This is a genomic window from Stenotrophomonas sp. GD03930 (genome assembly GCF_029839665.1).
Classification (GTDB): Bacteria; Pseudomonadota; Gammaproteobacteria; order Xanthomonadales; family Xanthomonadaceae; genus Stenotrophomonas; species Stenotrophomonas forensis.
In genome coordinates this window covers 382,294-399,161 of record NZ_JAOCAV010000002.1, presented here as the reverse complement: position 1 = coordinate 399,161, position 16,868 = coordinate 382,294, and the positions used below count along the sequence as shown (strand labels likewise).

Annotated in this window: 15 protein-coding genes; 6 read left to right on the top strand and 9 right to left on the bottom strand. The window is 64.3% G+C overall.

The window, feature by feature from the left end:
* Nucleotide 1: 1 nt before the first annotated feature.
* A complete protein-coding gene (locus tag N5C18_RS12460) occupies nt 2-1,033 on the bottom strand; it encodes a hypothetical protein (RefSeq protein ID WP_279944725.1) in 1,032 nt (343 codons plus the stop codon).
* A gap of 88 nt (nt 1,034-1,121) precedes the next feature.
* On the opposite strand from N5C18_RS12460, the gene N5C18_RS12455 reads away from it, so the two are divergent.
* The 6 genes from N5C18_RS12455 to N5C18_RS12430 all read left to right on the top strand — a co-directional run bounded on the left by N5C18_RS12455 (nt 1,122) and on the right by N5C18_RS12430 (nt 9,496).
* A complete protein-coding gene (locus tag N5C18_RS12455; protein ID WP_053512169.1) occupies nt 1,122-2,456 on the top strand; it encodes a PLP-dependent aminotransferase family protein in 1,335 nt (444 codons plus the stop codon).
* Nucleotides 2,457-2,583: 127 nt separating this feature from the next.
* The gene (locus tag N5C18_RS12450) at nt 2,584-4,857 is read left to right on the top strand and encodes a methyl-accepting chemotaxis protein (protein ID WP_279944724.1); all 2,274 of its coding nucleotides are present in this window, start codon (nt 2,584-2,586) and stop codon (nt 4,855-4,857) included.
* A 37-nt stretch (nt 4,858-4,894) separates the two neighbouring features.
* On the top strand, nt 4,895-5,764 hold the full coding sequence (locus N5C18_RS12445) for a CheR family methyltransferase (RefSeq protein ID WP_279944723.1): 870 nt from the start codon (nt 4,895-4,897) through the stop codon (nt 5,762-5,764).
* On the top strand, nt 5,761-6,357 hold the full coding sequence (gene cheD, locus N5C18_RS12440) for a chemoreceptor glutamine deamidase CheD (protein WP_008264676.1): 597 nt from the start codon (nt 5,761-5,763) through the stop codon (nt 6,355-6,357). The genes N5C18_RS12445 and cheD overlap by 4 nt, the downstream gene beginning before the upstream one ends.
* Nucleotides 6,354-7,427: a chemotaxis response regulator protein-glutamate methylesterase gene (locus N5C18_RS12435; RefSeq protein WP_279944721.1), complete on the top strand. Its 1,074-nt coding sequence runs from the start codon at nt 6,354-6,356 to the stop codon at nt 7,425-7,427. Before cheD ends, N5C18_RS12435 begins: the two co-directional genes overlap by 4 nt.
* Nucleotides 7,428-7,510: 83 nt before the next feature.
* Entirely contained in the window at nt 7,511-9,496 is a 1,986-nt protein-coding gene (locus N5C18_RS12430; RefSeq protein WP_279944720.1) for a hypothetical protein, read from the top strand.
* 70 nt (nt 9,497-9,566) lie between these two features.
* On the opposite strand, the gene N5C18_RS12425 is transcribed toward N5C18_RS12430, so the two are convergent.
* The 8 genes from N5C18_RS12425 to N5C18_RS12390 all read right to left on the bottom strand — a co-directional run bounded on the left by N5C18_RS12425 (nt 9,567) and on the right by N5C18_RS12390 (nt 16,745).
* Nucleotides 9,567-9,992, bottom strand: coding sequence for an energy transducer TonB (locus tag N5C18_RS12425; RefSeq protein ID WP_279944719.1), 426 nt, complete (start codon nt 9,990-9,992; stop codon nt 9,567-9,569).
* Between the two features lie 306 nt (nt 9,993-10,298).
* Nucleotides 10,299-10,667 (bottom strand): hypothetical protein, encoded by a 369-nt coding sequence (locus N5C18_RS12420; RefSeq protein WP_274512587.1) that lies wholly within the window; start codon nt 10,665-10,667, stop codon nt 10,299-10,301.
* A gap of 278 nt (nt 10,668-10,945) precedes the next feature.
* Nucleotides 10,946-11,566 (bottom strand): 7-cyano-7-deazaguanine synthase, encoded by a 621-nt coding sequence (locus N5C18_RS12415; RefSeq protein ID WP_279944718.1) that lies wholly within the window; start codon nt 11,564-11,566, stop codon nt 10,946-10,948.
* A complete protein-coding gene (locus N5C18_RS12410) occupies nt 11,563-12,879 on the bottom strand; it encodes a nucleoside 2-deoxyribosyltransferase (protein ID WP_279944717.1) in 1,317 nt (438 codons plus the stop codon). Before N5C18_RS12410 ends, N5C18_RS12415 begins: the two co-directional genes overlap by 4 nt.
* Nucleotides 12,880-12,881: 2 nt before the next feature.
* Nucleotides 12,882-13,271, bottom strand: a complete 390-nt coding sequence (locus N5C18_RS12405; protein WP_274512586.1) for a hypothetical protein — start codon at nt 13,269-13,271, stop codon at nt 12,882-12,884.
* A 209-nt stretch (nt 13,272-13,480) separates the two neighbouring features.
* Complete coding sequence (acnB, locus tag N5C18_RS12400; RefSeq protein ID WP_279944715.1) at nt 13,481-16,072, bottom strand: bifunctional aconitate hydratase 2/2-methylisocitrate dehydratase; 2,592 nt, start codon at nt 16,070-16,072, stop codon at nt 13,481-13,483.
* A gap of 43 nt (nt 16,073-16,115) precedes the next feature.
* A complete protein-coding gene (locus tag N5C18_RS12395; RefSeq protein ID WP_008267153.1) occupies nt 16,116-16,514 on the bottom strand; it encodes a type II toxin-antitoxin system VapC family toxin in 399 nt (132 codons plus the stop codon).
* A gap of 6 nt (nt 16,515-16,520) precedes the next feature.
* Nucleotides 16,521-16,745 carry an AbrB/MazE/SpoVT family DNA-binding domain-containing protein gene (locus N5C18_RS12390; protein ID WP_008268694.1) on the bottom strand — a complete coding sequence of 75 codons (225 nt, stop codon included), beginning with the start codon at nt 16,743-16,745 and terminating at the stop codon, nt 16,521-16,523.
* Between the last annotated feature and the right edge of the window lie 123 nt (nt 16,746-16,868).

Genomic DNA, 16,868 nt, shown 5'->3' with positions numbered 1-16,868 from the left:
GTCACTGCGGCTGACGGAGCCTGTAACTCTTGTGCAGCAAGCCATCAGGGCTGCCCGCATTGACGATGGCGGCGCGCACCCACACCAGCTTTTCCTTCAATCGCCGGATGTGACCCCGGCGCACGTGGGTGCGTGGCCCTGCCGCACCCCCGCCCGGCCCCGTGCCGTCCGACGCGGCCGTGGCGCCATCCACCTCGAACACCCGGTAGCTGAAGAACGGCTGCTTGCCTCTGCGCATCCGCCGCTTGTTCAGCGCCACCGAGGCCGGCCGCTCCACCGACGCGACATTGGCGCAGTTGAGCACGCAGCAGGTCTGCAACAGCATGGCGACCTCGTCGCGACAGTCCTGCACGATCTGCGCCTTCACCGCCGCACTGCCCTGCTGCTCCACCGCCCAGGCGTGCCATTCCGGCAGCAGCGCGAACGGCGCAACCCGGAACTGCTGCAAGGGTTTTCCGGACGCCATCGCTTCCACCGGGGCATTGACCAGGCGCGTGGGCAGGCTGGCCTCCTCTGGCCGGTACAGGCTCAACGGATTCTGGTGCGGCAGGAACACGCCTCCCAGCGGCACTTTCCACGCGGCCGCATCGGCCTGCCAGTAGATCGGGATCACCACCACGCCACCGGCCGGTTCATCCAGGAAGCACTCCGTGGCCGGAAAGGCCGCGGCGACTTCGCGGTTCATGTTCAGGCACAGCGCGATGCGCCGGGGCGCCGCATGGCCCGCCCCTTTGTGTCCCGGCAACCCGTCAGGCAGGATCCACGCCGCTTCCAGCGCCATCACCTCGAACGGCGGGCGCGCCATGTCCACGTGCACCTGGCGCAGTTCACGCAGATCGATCATCTCCGCGCAATTGGGCAGCAGGAACTTCACGCTGCGGTGCAGGTAGCTGGCGATGGCTTCATGGGCCTGGCGGATGCCCGGCATGCTGCCCTTGATCCGGGGAATCAGCGCGTTCATTTCTTCCAGTGCATGCGCTGCATAGTTCAATAATTCGATGTGACCTTCCATCGCCGTACAGATGTGCTCCATTCCTTTCCGCCCGTCCGGCGGTGCGATCGAAGTCTAGGAATGGCATCAGTACAATCAACAAATTGTCCTAGATACACTCGGCGCACGGATGGCACGCTCACGGTTCAAGCAGGTAGTCGATGGCCTCGTATCGGACATCCAGAGCGGGAACCTGCGCCCTGGAACCCGCCTGCCCACCCACCGCGAGCTCGCCCGCCGCCATGATCTGGCGCTTGCCACCGCCAGCCGCGTCTATGCCGAGCTGGCCCGGATGGGCCTGGTCATCGGTGAGATCGGTCGCGGCACCTATGTGCGCGAGGCGTTCGGCGCACAGGGCATGGCCTGCGACATGCTGGCCGGTCTCGGCGGCGGCATCGACCTCAACGCCAACATGCCCACCGCATTCGGCCAGGACACGCAGCTTCGCCGGGCCCTGCGCCACCTCTCGCAGCAGGGCGACCTGGAAGCACTGCTTCTGTACCAGCCGCCCCTGGGTCGGCCCCAGGAGCGCCAGCTCGTGGCCGACTACCTGGTGCAGCGCGGGGTAGCTACCGATGCCGGACGCGTGGCCCTGGTCCAGGGCGCCCAGCACGGATTGACCGTCGCCCTGCTGGGCGCACTGTGCCCGGGCGATGCCATCGCCGTGGATGCGTTGACCTATCCTGGATTCAGGCAGATCGCGGCGATGCTGCGGATGGAAATGATCCCGGTGCCGGTCGGCCCGGAGGGCACCGACCTGCAGGCACTGCGTACGCTGTGCAGCCAGCGCCGGGTCAAGGCGGTGTACTGCATGCCGACCATGCACAACCCGCTGGGCTTCGTCCTGACGCTGCAACAGCGCCAGGAGCTGGCCGCGATCGCCCGCCAGCATGGGCTGCTGGTGCTTGAAGACGCAGCCTATGCCTATCTGGCCGCGCCCGCCGTGGTACCCGTGGCGGCGCTGGCACCGGAACGCACCGTGTACATCGGCGGCCTGTCCAAGAACCTCGCCACCGGCCTGCGTTTCGGCTACATCAGTGCGCCGCCGGCGATGATGGGTGCGATCGAGCGCGCCATCCGCGCCACCACGGTCAACTCGCCGGCACTGGTGACGGCGCTGGTGTGCCGCTGGCTGATGGATGGAACCGTCGACCGCATGGAACGCCACCGCCGCGCCGACGCCCGGCACCGGCAGGCACTGGCACGGCGCCTGCTGGAAGGTGTCGCGTTGGTCGGCCACCCGGGCTCCTACCTGCTGTGGCTGCCACTGGATGGGCGCGACCGCGCCGAGGCGATCTGCCAGGACCTGCATGAGCAGGGCATCGCGCTTTCGACCGCCGCGCCGTTCGCGGTCGGAACCCACGTTCCCAACGCGCTGCGCATCGCGCTGGGAACGGTCGATCCGTCCACCCTGGAACGCGCCCTGGTGCAGATCCGCCTGCGCTTGGACCAGCTGGCTGGCTGAACGGCCGCGGCCTGCTTTCCGCGCGCGGCTCAACCCTGGGCCCGCGCGGCCGATAACGGAGTTGTCACCGCTTGTCCCGCCGTGACCGGCTCGGCGCCGCCCGCCCGTTTCGACCTGGTCCTGCTCGATGAATCTCCTGCATCGCTGGCAACACTACTTCAGCAACCTCTCCGTCCGGCGCAAGCTCAACCTGCTGACGCTGCTCATCGCGCTCGGCGTGATCGCGCTCTCGGTGATCGCCGCCCGCATGCAGTACCTGGACCTCACCGAGACCCGCAAGACCGCGCTGAAGACCCAGGTCGAACTCAGCTACGGCATCCTCCAGCACTACCACCGCCTGGCCGCTACCGGCGAGCTCAGCGAAGAGGCCGCCAAGGGCGCCGCGCTGCAGGCGCTGGAATCGATGCGCGCCGAGAACGATACGTACTACTTCAACATCTACGACACCGGCTACCGCCTGCTGATGCACCCGTTCCGCAAGGACCTGGTCGGCAAGGACATGAAGGACTTCCGCACCGACGATGGTGTACGCATCTACTACGACCAGGTCGAAGCGGCCAAGGCCGGTGGCGGCTTCGTCAACTACCGCTGGGCCAAGCCCGGCAGCAAGGGCGACGTCGGGAAGGTGGCCTACGCCGGCCTGTTCGCGCCCTGGGACTGGGTGGTCAGCAGCGGCGTCTACATGGACGACGTGCAGAAGCAGGCACTGGTGTTCACCGCCATCATGGCAGTCTCCGGCGGCGTGCTGGTGCTGATCGTGCTGGCCCTGAGCTGGGTCATCGGCAACCGCATCGCGCGCCCGCTGAAGCAGGCCACCGCCGTCGCCGAAGGCATTGCCAGCGGCAAGCTGGACAGCCACATCGGCCCGCAGCCGCACGACGAACCCGGCCGCCTGCTGCATGCGATGTCTGGCATGCAGCAGCAGCTGCATGCGGTGATCGGCGGCCAGCGCGAAATGGCGCGACGCCACGATGCCGGCGAACTGAGCTACCGCATCGACGCCAGCGCCTTCCCCGGCGAGTACGGGCTGATGGTGCAGGAGACCAACGCCCTGGTCGGCGGCCATGTGCAGACCCTGCACGACGTGCTCGACGTGGTGCAGCAGTATGCGGTCGGCGATCTAAGCCACGACATCGCGCGCTACCCGGGTGAGAAGGCGGCAATGACCGCCACCGTCGACACGGTCAAGACCAATCTCGGCCGCATCAACGCCGAGATCAAGCAGCTGGCCAGCGCCGCCGCCGCAGGCGATTTCAGCCGCCGTGGCGACGCCCAGCGCTTCGATCATGATTTCCGCCTGATGCTGGAAAACCTCAACGCGATGATGGCGGTCAGCGATGACAACCTCGGCAAGCTCTCGCAGCTGCTGTCGGCCATCGCCGAAGGTGACCTGACCGCACGCATGCACGGCGACTACCAGGGCGTGTTCGCGCGCATGCGCGACGACGCCAACACCACCGTCGCGCAGCTGACCCAGATCGTCGGCCAGATCCAGGCCAGCGCCTCCAGCATCACCCTCGCCGCCGGCGAGATCGCTTCGGGCAACGGCGACCTGTCGCGCCGTACCGAGCAGCAGGCCGCCAACCTGGAAGAGACCGCCGCCTCGATGGAGGAACTGACCTCCACCGTGCGCCAGAACGCCGAACACGCCCGCCAGGCCAACCAGCTGGCCATCGGCGCGCAGGGCGTCGCCTCGCAGGGTGGCGAAGTGGTCGGCCAGGTGGTCACCACCATGTCGGCCATCGAAGCTTCGTCGAAGAAGATCGCCGAGATCATCAGCGTCATCGACGGCATCGCGTTCCAGACCAACATCCTGGCGCTGAACGCCGCGGTCGAAGCGGCGCGTGCCGGTGAGCAGGGCCGTGGCTTCGCCGTGGTCGCCAGCGAAGTGCGCACCCTCGCCCAGCGCTCGGCCGCTGCCGCCAAGGAAATCAAGGGCCTGATCGACGATTCGGTCGGCAAGGTCGCCGAGGGCTCCAGCCTGGTGCACCAGGCCGGCAGCACCATGGGCGAGATCGTCGCCTCGGTGCAGCGCGTGACCGACATCATGGCCGAGATCTCGGCCGCCTCGCAGGAGCAGTCGGCCGGCATCGAGCAGGTCAACCAGACCGTGGTGCAGATGGACGAAACCACCCAGCAGAACGCCGCGCTGGTGGAAGAAGCCACCGCCGCCGCCCGCGCGATGGAGGACCAGGCGGGCCAACTGGCGGACGCGGTGGCGATCTTCCGCCTCGACAACCAGGTCTCGGCCGCGATGAAGGCGGTGGCCGCCCACGTCGAGCCGGCCCGCGTCACCGCCAGCGCGCCGCCCCCGCAGGCGGCGCCTGCGCCGGCAGCGGTCCGCCGCAGCAGCAACGCCAGCACCTTCGTCGCCAGCGACAGCGACTGGCAGGAATTCTGAGACCCACCCGCGGCGGCTTCGGCCGCCGCCCCCGCCGATGGACACGTCCCACGTGCAAAGTCCTACTCCCATCGTCACCGGCCCCCGCGAATTCGAGTTCGCCGACCGTGATTTCCGCCGCGTCTGCGACCTGATCTACCAGCGCGTGGGCATTGCCCTCGCGCCGGCAAAGCGCGACATGGTCTATGGCCGCCTGTCGCGCCGCCTGCGCACGCTCGGCATGCGCAGCTTCCAGCAGTACCTGGATCATCTGGAACAGGAAGATGGCGATGAGTGGCAGGCGTTCACCAATGCGCTGACCACCAACCTGACCTCGTTCTTCCGCGAGCCGCACCACTTCGACAAGCTGCGCGAGGAGTTGCAGCAGCGCAACGGCCGCACGCCGCTGTTGCTGTGGTCGTGCGCCGCGTCCACCGGCGAAGAGCCCTACTCGATGGCGATCACCGCCTGCGAAGCATTCGGCACGCTGAAGCCGCCGGTACGCATCGTCGCCACCGACGTCGACACCCAGGTACTGGCCACTGCAGGCCGCGGCGTCTACAACATCGACCGTGTCGCCAACCTCGATCCGGACCTGCGCCGCCGCTACTTCCAGCGCGGCAGCGGCCCCAACGAGGGCCAGTGCCGCGTGCTGCCGGCGCTGCGCGACCTGATCGAGTTCCGCCCGCTGAACCTGCTGGCCCCGCGCTACGACGTCGGCGGCCCGTTCGACGCCCTGTTCTGCCGCAACGTGATGATCTACTTCGACAAGCCCACCCAGCGCGCCATCCTCGGCCGCCTGGTGCAGCACCTGGCCGACGACGGCCTGCTGTACACCGGCCACTCGGAGAACTACCTGCACGCGGCCGACCTCATCCAGCCCTGCGGGCGCACCCTGTACCGCCGTGCGGCAAAGGCCGGCGCATGAATGCCTCGCTGCGTACCGACGATGTGATGCGCTACCAGGACGCACGCTTCAAGACCATCGCCGCCAAGCTGCTGCCCACCCAGTATCTGGTGGTCGATGACACCACCGCGCTGACCACCACGCTCGGCTCCTGCGTAGCCGCATGCCTGCGCGACCCGGTGCTGAAGATCGGTGGCATGAACCACTTCCTGCTGCCCGAAGGCAACGCCGGTGATGGCGCCCCCGCGCGCTACGGCAGCTACGCGATGGAACTGCTGATCAACGACATGCTCAAGCGCGGTGCGCACCGCAAGCGCATCGAAGCCAAGGTGTTCGGCGGCGCCAACGTGCTCAAGGGCTTCACCAGCAACCCGGTCGGCACCCGCAACGCCGAGTTCGTGCGCCAGTACCTGCAGGCCGAGCACATCCCGATCATCGCCGAGGACCTGTGCGGCATCCATCCGCGCAAGATCTGGTTCTTCGCCGATACCGGCCGCGTGGTGGTGCAGCGCCTGCCGCACGCCCATGAAGCCGAAGTGGCCGCGACCGAATCGGCCGTGCGTGCACGCCTGTCCAAGGCCCCGGTCACCGGTGGCGTGGAGCTGTTCGAATGACCCTGACCGCCAACGCCCCCTGTCGGGTCCTGATCGTCGACGACTCTGCCGTCGTGCGGCAGATGCTCACCGAGATCCTGTCCAGCGATCCGGCCATCGACGTGGTCGGCACCGCCGCCGACCCGCTGCTGGCGCGCGAGAAGATCAAGCGCCTGGCCCCGGACGTGATCACGCTGGACGTGGAAATGCCGCGCATGGACGGGCTGGCGTTCCTGGAAAACCTGATGCGCCTGCATCCACTGCCGGTGGTGATGATCTCCTCGCTGACCGAGCGCGGCGCCGACACCACCCTGCAGGCATTGTCACTGGGCGCCGTCGATTTCGTCTCCAAGCCCAAGCTCGATGTGGCCCGTGGGCTGCAGGGCTATGCCGACGAGATCATCGCCAAGGTGAAGATGGCGGCACGCTCGCGGGTGCGCCCGCTGGTGCGCGCTGCCACGCCAAAGCTCACGCTCGAAGCCGCCCCGGCGATGCGCCCGGCCGCGCCGCAGTTCCGTACCACCGACCGCCTGATCGCGATCGGCTCATCCGCCGGTGGCACCGAAGCCCTGCGCGTGGTGCTGGAAGGCCTGCCCGCAGACGCGCCGGCCGTGGTGATGACCCAGCACCTGCCGGCCAGTTTCAGCACGGCCTTCGCCGAGCGCCTGGACCGGCACTCGGCGATGGCCGTGCGCGAGGCCAGCGACGGCGAAGCGGTGTTGCCCGGGCATGCCTACCTGCCCCCGGGCGGCAAGCACCTGCGCATCATCCGTGACGGTGCGCGCTGGCGTTGCCGGGTCGACGACGGCCCGGCGGTGAACCGGCACAAGCCAGCGGTGGACGTGCTGTTCCGCTCGGTGGCGCAGAGCGCCGGTGGCAACGCCATCGGTGCCATCCTCACCGGCATGGGCGACGATGGTGCACGCGGCCTGCTGGAAATGCGCCAGGCCGGCGCACCGACGCTGGTGCAGGACGAGGCCAGCAGCGTGGTCTGGGGCATGCCCGGCGCCGCGTTCAAGCTGGGCGCCGCCGAAGAACAGGTCCCTCTCGAGCGGATTGCCGAACGGCTGCTGGCGCTGGCGCGCGGCTGAGCCCACGCGCACCACACCTTTCCCGAACGGCCGGCCAAGGGGACCCGGCCGTTCTTCATCGCGTTTCCCCAAGGAGCTCCACTGTGGCACTACGCCTGAACTGCCTGCCTGCCGCCATCGCGTTGGGCCTGATGCTGACTCCGCCGGCATCGGCAGAAGACCCCGCTGCCGTCCCGGTACACGACGCTGCCCTTGCCACCGACGCAGACCGCACCCAAGCGGTCGACGGCGCGGCTGCTGCGCCCTCTCCCGATGACTGGAGCACCCGCATCCAGGTGGTACAGGGCGCGCCTGCCAGTCTGCCTGGACACCGCGATGTCGATCTGAAACTGCGCCTGGTCTCGCGCGGCGACACCGGCAAAGTGGTCACGCTCAAGCTTGTCCAGTTGGCGGCCGCCGCCAAGGCCGGCGGTGGCCGTGTCGATGGCTTCTCCAAGAAGAACCTGCGGGGCACCGTCATCGAATCAGTGCCCAGCCCGGCCGTCGACGAAATCCCCGCACTGCTGCGCCGCCATCTGGCCGAGTACTTCATCGCACATCCGGATGCGCTTCCCGAGCACGCGCAGATCGTCAGCGCAAACGCCGGCCTGTGGTCGCTCACCTACCAGTCGCTGTCGGGCAACGCGGTTCCGTACGATCTGCAGCATGAGGCCACCCTCACCATTGCACAGTCGTCCCCCAGCAGCCCGCCCTGGCTGAGCATCACCTGCAGCGATCCCGTACAGACGGCGCCGCTGGAAGACTGGCAGGCAGATGACTACGCGCAGGTCAGGACCGCGGCACGCCAGTTCGCGCAGCGCTGCGTTGACCGGCTCGTGGAACAGCTGCCCACCGTGTTCCCTTCGCCAAGCGTCCAGCTGGCCGCTGCGATCAGTGCCGCCTCGCTCGATCCAGTGCCAACCCAGGACGAGGCCGCAACGGCCACAGACGCCGGCCATCCGGCACCGGTACTGTCCACGGACTGGATGAAGGCGGTCCACATCGACCATGGCACCGACACCGATGCCAAGGGCAAGCGTTCCGGTGACGCAGACCTGCGACTGGTGACCCGATCGGACATGGGCGTGGCCACGCTGGCCAAGATGAACATCTTCGCCCTGGCCGTGGTCGGTGCACGCAAGGCGCGTGGCTTCTCCAAGGACACCCTGCGCGGCGACACCGTCGAAGGCGTGTCAAGCCCCGCAGTGGAGCGGGTGCCGGCACTGCTGCAGCAGCGTCTTTCCGAGTACTTCAATGCCTATCCCGACGCGGTTCCCAGCGCCCCCGTGACCGTGCGGGCCGACCCGCACGAGTGGGCGCTGGTCTACGGGCAGCTCAGTGGCTCGCAGATCCCCTACGAGCTCAAGCACCGCACCACGATCGAGGTGCTGCCGGCCTCGGGCGCATCGGCCATGACCGTTGACTGCACCGATGGCACGCAGTCCGCTGCGCTGCCACAGTGGCAGGCGGATGACTATACCGAAGTGAGGAGCGTGTCCGACGAGCTGGCCGAGCAGTGCGTGGCGCGATTCGTCGCGCGTCTGCCAGAAGCGTTTCCGTCCGCGATGCGCGCCGCAGCGCCTGCCAGCGCCATTGCTGCTGCCCTGCCCGCCGGCAATCGCTCCCGCATCCGCATCTTCGGTGCCAACGGCCGCAGCATCACCATGCATATCGGTGGCCAATGCCGTGGCGACGCGCGAAGGAAAGTCGTGGTCGCGCGCAGCAACAGCGCAGCCGTAGGCAGCCTGGTGGGCGGCAGCCCGCAGAACATTTCCATCGGAATGCCGGAAACCGACACCGTGCGTGCGATGAAAAGCGTCCTGTTCTCTAACCCGAACTTCCAGGAGTATTCGGTGGAGGCCGGCAAGCCGTTGATCTTCGACGCACAGTTCCAGAACGTCGCCCACCTCCGCTGCGGAGCAGCACCGGACTCGCTGTCGATCCAGTTCGTGCCGAAGGCGGGTCAGGACTACGAAGTGATGATGCGGCTCGAGAACGAGATGTGCGTGCTCGAGAGCAAGCAGGTGGCTGCCGATGGCAGCCTGCGCGTCAACCTCGTGCACGCCCCCAAGGCGTGTGCCGCGCAGTAAAGCGTCGGAACCGCAGCGGGACGGGTGCCGTTGCCAGGCAGTGCCTGGCAACGGCATCACTACTGCGTGATCACAGCTTGAACGACACCGGCACGCGGATCTCTCCCGGCACGGGTACGCCATCCTCGCTGGCCGGCAGGTAGCGCCACTTGCGTGTCGCCGCCTGCGCCGCCTCATCCAGTTCCGGCCATCCAGTGCTCTGCAGCACGGTCGCGCCGGCCCACTGCCCGTCGGCCGCCACCTGCACCATCAGGATCGCTTCCCCCTCCTTCTCATCACGGAATACCTGCGACGGATAGCGCGGCGGATTGCTGTGCTTGGTCTCCATCACGATCGACGCCGGCACATGCGCCGGCCGGGCGCGCTCGACAACGGCGTGCTGCACCGCCTGCTGTGCCATCGCGGCATGCCCCATCATCAGCGTGGCCAGCACCACCGCACTGCCAGCCCAGTGACCGCAGCACGTGCGACTCCCCTTCAATCGATCCTGCAACATCCGTGTACTCCAACAAGCGGGGCGGCAAGTCTAACGCTGCACGCACAAAAAACCCCCGGCTCTCACCGGGGGTTCTTCGTTTCAACGGGGTGCCGGCCAGCGGCCGGCATTACCGCATCAGGCAGCGACCGTCTTGGCCACGTCCTGGTACTCCTCGATCTGGTCGAAGTTCATGTAGCGGTAGATCTCCGCGCCGCTGGCGGCGATCACGCCCACATCGGCCATGTACTCTTCCTTGGTCGGGATGCGGCCCAGACGCGAGCAGATCGCGCGCGCAGAGCTCTCCCAAGTAACCAGCGGCCGCCCTCAGATTGCAAGAGACATCTGAACCACTTCAGATTGGGCAGCCCGACGCCACAACCAAGCATCAAACTCTCTCCTCGGCAGCGAAAGCAGATCAGCTGCAAAGCAGAAGCTTTTCTTTAAGTAATCATACTCTTCGTTCACCAGACCGGCGGCTCGAGCAAAAGAACGGACATGCCGATCTACAGCTATTGATTCGATACCTACTAGACACCCCATATAGTCTACAGTCTTAGGACCCACGCCATTGAGGCTCTGCATCTCCACACCGAAAAGCGGCAACATCAGCCTTTGCCTCAAGTCAAAGACACTGTCCACGCCCTGCATATCGAGAAACTCTACCAATCGGATAAACCGTTGAATTTTCTCCATGTGACTCCAGCCCAAGAACTCCCCTGCTCGGCCAGAATTCAGTATCGGAACAAGAGCCGAGACAGTACTCGCCTCCGGATGGTTCCGCAGGATCGCCTCAATCCTAGGACGAACTACATTTGAGTAGTTCAATCCTGCCTGCAAGATGGAGTCAGCCAAGACTGCCCCCATATGCAAACACACGCCTCGAGGCTCAGAGTCGCTAACAAGAACGCCCTGATTCAGCGCATGATCTGCGATAGCTCGAGCAGCCAAGAGTGTATTGATAGCGCCTTGATTCATATCGCTCTTAAAGCCTCGAGCGCATCAAGTCGCTCAACGCAGTTGGGACATGCGCCGCATGGAAACGCAGAAGAGGCCTGACACGAATACGTCCTGCCGATTGGCACGCCCAAGCTGCTTGCTAGGACCGCCACGTCCGACTTAGAGAGGAATCTGTATGGGGAGTGAAACCTAACAGGCCCAATACTCTCAGAGAGTCGATCAATTCCATTCATAAATTCAGAAGTGCAGTCTATTTCTTTGGCGTGGTTACTGTTAATAAATCCAGTGTATACATCCAGCACACCAATCGTTTGGGCCCGAGCGGCAGCAACCGCAAAGAATAGCATTGTTCTATACGGTATGTACAAATCATCATCCTGAACCTCTTCAGTCCAGAGATCCGCTTCCGCTATTAATCGAGAGCGCGAGCCCCTATAGATATCACTAATATCGATTCGCTCTGGAGCCCTCACGCCCTCAGGTAGCACCTCATTAACCTTATTCCATTCAACCTCCGCACAATGCTGCCCATAATCAAAGAAAATGGGAATTACTTCGCACCCTTTTGATACGAGCTGATAGGCCACAGTGGTCGAGTCTAGCCCGCCAGATGAAAGTAAGATTGCGCTACTCATGGCTTCCGCCTAAGCATAGAAAGTGCCGAATAGAGTGCATTCAGGGAAACATCTAGACTGGAGGAATAGGAATAGCTTCCCGCCACGACCATTGTATTCTCATTCTCACCGCGAGGGTCGTAGATTATAACCGGCTTTCCGAGCTCAATCCCCATCCCAACCTCCACCAAAGTGCCGGGATCACGATCAATTGGAATTGCAAAAATGACATCACACTCCTTTAGAAGCTCGCAATCCTTATGATACGCATGTATCAACTCAAACTCTCCAGCCGGGCGAGTGAGCTCACCATTCTCGACAATGGGACGCCGCACAGAGAAATTGTGATACTCCATCGACTGAATCGCCAGGCCAATCTCTGGATTATTCAAGTACGAAAAATCTGGCGCCGCCAAGTAAATCGCATAGCGCCTTCTGTCATGCCAAGGCAGAGACACGCCACCAAGACCCTGAACAACGCTGACATCAAGGGAAAGCTGTCGTTGAACCCCAACTCTTATGTCATCTGGGAAAGTCGATCCAGAGTACTCGGTCGCAGCCTGAGCGCCTCTCCATGCAGCGCAACTCCATCCATGTGACTGATGGCCTACCATGACGGCAGTGTAGACGTCGCCGACGCCAACCGAATTTACAGTTCTACCCAAGACTGCTGGAATTTCCTCACCGATAACACCCGAACCGTCGAACAACCTACTCCCCCCTCGGTTCTCCTTTAGAAGCACCGCCTCCGGATCCAGCTCAAATAGCTTTGAAAGCAGCTTATCAACATCCTCCGAGCCAACATCCATAAAGAGCGGCGATGACGTTGATATTGCGAGCAATCCGATTCTACCTCTGAGAACAGAAAGATCTCCTAGATCGCGAACGTCATAGGCTATGTCGAGGGACACATTTGAACTTTCTGAGAGCATCTCCGCCACAAGGTGAAGATCAAACTTGCCCGGGAAAACAACGACACGTTCATAAGCGCTCAAATCCACGGGATTCATGGACACGCACTTAGAATCCCGCATTAGATCTTCGTAACCCTGATGCCCCACCTCTTGCGGGTCCCCAATTAGCACCACATTAGGAGACCCTTTGACCTCCGCCAACCAAATGAACTCCTTGCAGGCGTACTCCAAAAGGAACGAGCGCGCCTGATCGACCAAATAGGATGGGCATACAGCAGCTACCGAATAATCAATGCCTGCAGCCCATAGCCCCCTAGCAGCGTGAGCAACACCCCCTAACCGAAGCTTACTTCCTCCACCACCCTGCGAATGAGTGTAATCAACATACAACTCCCCCACTACCAGAACGGACTTTTCCATGACTAAACCGCCACAAAATCGGCAGCCACCAAGGGAAAAGGAGATGTAGAACTAGCGGTTACAACCCCCTCATAAGAAAATCCGTCATCAAGGCATGCGGCCAAGTAATTTAATCGCGTAGGAATAGCGCCAACGTTAACGCCGTTAGAATCTTTCGCAAAAAGCCTTGCCGCTCCAATAGTAATTGTTAGCGTTGTACCGACAGGCGGGACAGCCTTGAAATTCGAAAAATAGTCGCAGTTTCCGACATCATCCAGAACCACACTAAACGCCTGAGCACACCTATCAATTCCACTCCCGCCGCCGGAAATACCCCCACCACTGCCAGCAGGAACCTGCGCCGCAGGAGTGCCGGGATAATCAGAAAAACGACCTGAACCTGAGCTTCCCATCTCAACTCTCCCTATAGGTCTTTGCCCAATTTCCACTCTCGCACTTGAGAAACATTCGGTGCGCAGTTGAGCGTAGCACAGGACTCCAAGCCCTCAATCGGCAACCGTACGAAATGAGCTGTTAGCGATACGCCCCACAAAAAACCCCCGGCTCTCACCGGGGGTTCTTCGTTTCAACGGGATGCCGGCCAGTGGCCGGCATTACCGCATCAGGCAGCGACCGTCTTGGCCACGTCCTGGTATTCCTCGATCTGGTCGAAGTTCATGTAGCGGTAGATCTCCGCGCCGCTGGCGGCAATCACGCCCACATCGGCCATGTACTCTTCCTTGGTCGGGATGCGGCCCAGGCGCGAGCAGATCGCGGCCAGTTCGGCCGAACCCAGGTACACGTTGGTGTTGCGGCCCAGGCGGTTCGGGAAGTTGCGGGTCGAGGTCGACATCGCGGTGGAACCTTCACGGATCTGTGCCTGGTTGCCCATGCACAGCGAGCAGCCCGGCATTTCCATGCGTGCGCCGGTGGCGCCGAAGGTGCCGTACACGCCTTCCTTGGTCAGCTCGGAGGCATCCATCTTGGTCGGCGGGGCCACCCACAGGCGGGTCGGCAGGTCACGCTTGCCTTCCAGCAGCTTGGCGGCCGCACGGAAGTGACCGATGTTGGTCATGCACGAACCGATGAACACTTCGTCGATCTTGGCACCGGCCACTTCGGACAGGGTCTTCACGTCGTCCGGGTCGTTCGGGCAGGCCACGATCGGCTCGTGGATGTCGGCCAGGTCGATCTCGATGACGGCGGCGTACTCGGCGTCGGCATCCGGCTCCAGCAGCTCCGGGTTGGCCAGCCACGCTTCCATCTTCTCGATGCGGCGCTGCAGCGAACGCGGATCCTGGTAACCCTCGGCAATCATCCACTTCAGCAGGGTGATGTTGCTGGTCAGGTACTCGATGATCGGTTCCTTGTTCAAGCGCACCGAGCAACCGGCGGCCGAACGTTCGGCCGAGGCGTCGGACAGCTCGAACGCCTGTTCGACCTTCAGTTCCGGCAGGCCTTCGATTTCCAGGATGCGACCGGAGAAGATGTTCTTCTTGCCGGCCTTGGCCACGGTCAGCAGGCCCGACTTGATCGCGTACAGCGGGATCGCGTTGACCAGGTCACGCAGGGTCACGCCCGGCTGCATCTGGCCCTTGAAGCGCACCAGCACCGATTCCGGCATGTCCAGCGGCATGACGCCGGTGGCCGCAGCGAAGGCGACCAGGCCCGAACCGGCCGGGAACGAAATGCCCACCGGGAAACGGGTGTGCGAGTCACCACCGGTACCGACGGTGTCCGGCAGCAGCATGCGGTTGAGCCAGCTGTGGATCACGCCGTCGCCCGGGCGCAGCGAGACGCCGCCACGGGTGGAGATGAACTCCGGCAGGGTGTGGTGGGTCTTCACGTCCACCGGCTTCGGGTAGGCGGCGGTGTGGCAGAACGACTGCATCACCAGGTCGGCCGAGAAGCCCAGGCAGGCCAGGTCCTTCAGCTCGTCGCGGGTCATCGGGCCGGTGGTGTCCTGCGAGCCGACCGAGGTCATCTTCGGTTCGCAGTAGGTGCCCGGGCGCATGCCCTGGCCTTCTGCCAGGCCACAGGCGCGGCCGACCATCTTCTGCGCCAGCGAGAAGCCCTTGCCGTTGTCGGCCGGCTGCACCGGCAGGCGGAACAGGTCGGTCGGGGCCAGGCCCAGCGCTTCACGCGCCTTGCCGGTCAGGCCGCGGCCGATGATCAGCGGAATGCGGCCACCGGCGCGCACTTCGTCGAACAGCACTTCGCTCTTCACTTCGAACTCGGCGATCACTTCGCCGTTCTTCAGTGCCTTGCCGTCGTACGGACGCAGCTCGACCACGTCGCCGTGCTCCATCTGCGAAACGTCCAGCTCGATCGGCAGGGCGCCGGCATCTTCCATGGTGTTGTAGAAGATCGGGGCGATCTTGCCGCCCAGGCAGACGCCACCGGCGCGCTTGTTCGGGATGAACGGAATGTCATCGCCGGTCCACCACAGCACGCTGTTGGTGGCCGACTTGCGCGAGGAACCGGTACCGACCACATCGCCCACGTAGGCGACCAGATGGCCCTTGTCCTTCAGCGACAGGATCTGCTGGATCGGGCCGCGCTTGCCGTCTTCTTCCGGGGTGAACGGCGCGTCGTCGCGCTTGTTCTTCAGCATCGCCAGCGCGTGCATCGGGATGTCCGGGCGGGTGGTCGCGTCCGGCGCCGGCGACAGGTCGTCGGTGTTGGTCTCGCCCGGCACCTTGAACACGGTGACGGTCAGGCTCTGCGGCACTTCCGGGTTGCCGGTGAACCACTCGGCATCGGCCCAGCTCTGCAGCACGGCCTGGGCGTTGGCGTTGCCCGCCTTGGCCTTTTCCTGCACGTCATGGAAGGCATCGAACACCAGCAGGGTCTTCTTCAGACCGTTGGCGGCGATGGTGCCGACGCTGGCGTCGTCCAGCAGCTGCACCAGCGGGGCAACGTTGTAACCGCCGAGCATGGTGCCCAGCAGTTCGGTGGCGCGCTCACGGCTGATCAGCGGATTCTGCTCGCTGCCCAGCGCGATCGCCGCCAGGTACGAGGCTTTGACTTTGGCAGCGTCATCAACGCCGGCCGGCACGCGGTGGGTCAGCAGGTCGAGCAGGAACTCGGCCTCGCCCTGCGGCGGGTTCTTCAGCAGTTCGATGACATCGGCCGTCTGCTGCGCGCTCAGCGGCAGCGGCGGGATGCCAAGCGCAGCGCGCTCGGCGACGTGGTGGCGGTAGGCTTCCAACATGACAACTCCCGGGTAATGCGTAGGTTGAAAAAACAAAGTGGGCTCAGGCTTGCGGCACGATCAGCTTCAGGCCCTTGAAGTAGTCGCGGTAAAACGTGTCGTTCCAGGTGATCAGGCCGTCGCACTGCAGCAGTGCGTGGGCGCCGACCATGAATTCGTCCAGGCTGCGGCGGCTGCCACTGCGCTGGCGGTGGCGGCGGTGCATCTCGCCAGCGCGCAGCGCCGACTTGGCTTCCATCGGGTTGAAATGCACGCCCATCTCTTCCAGCGCTTCCAGCACCTCGGCACCGCCGCGCAGCGAGGCGCAGACCTCGGCCAGGGTCGCGCCACAGACCACCACGCGGCCGCCGACCAGGCTCTGCCGCAGGATGGCTTCCACCGCATCGGCCTGCGGGCCATTGCTGAGCAGTTCGACCAGCACCGGCGAATCGACGGCGATCATCACCGGTCAGTCCTCGTCGCGGACCGAACGCACCGCCGCGTCGGACGATTCGAAGCCGTCCAGCGCGAACTTGCCGCGCGCCCGTGAAATGGCATCGTCAACACTCTTGCGCAGGATGATGCGGCTGCCGTCCAGCTCGACCTTCAGCAGCGTGCCCTTGGTCAGGCCGAGGGCATCACGCACCGCCTTGGGCAGGGTGATCTGTCCGCGTTCTGCAACAGTGGCTTCCATCGGTAGGCCCTCCAGAGTATGCACAAATTATACATACTTCCCCGGGCATACTTCCACCCTGACCCGGACCGGCACCCCGCCAGCCCTTGCCTCGCAAAGGATCGGCCACAAACGTGACATACG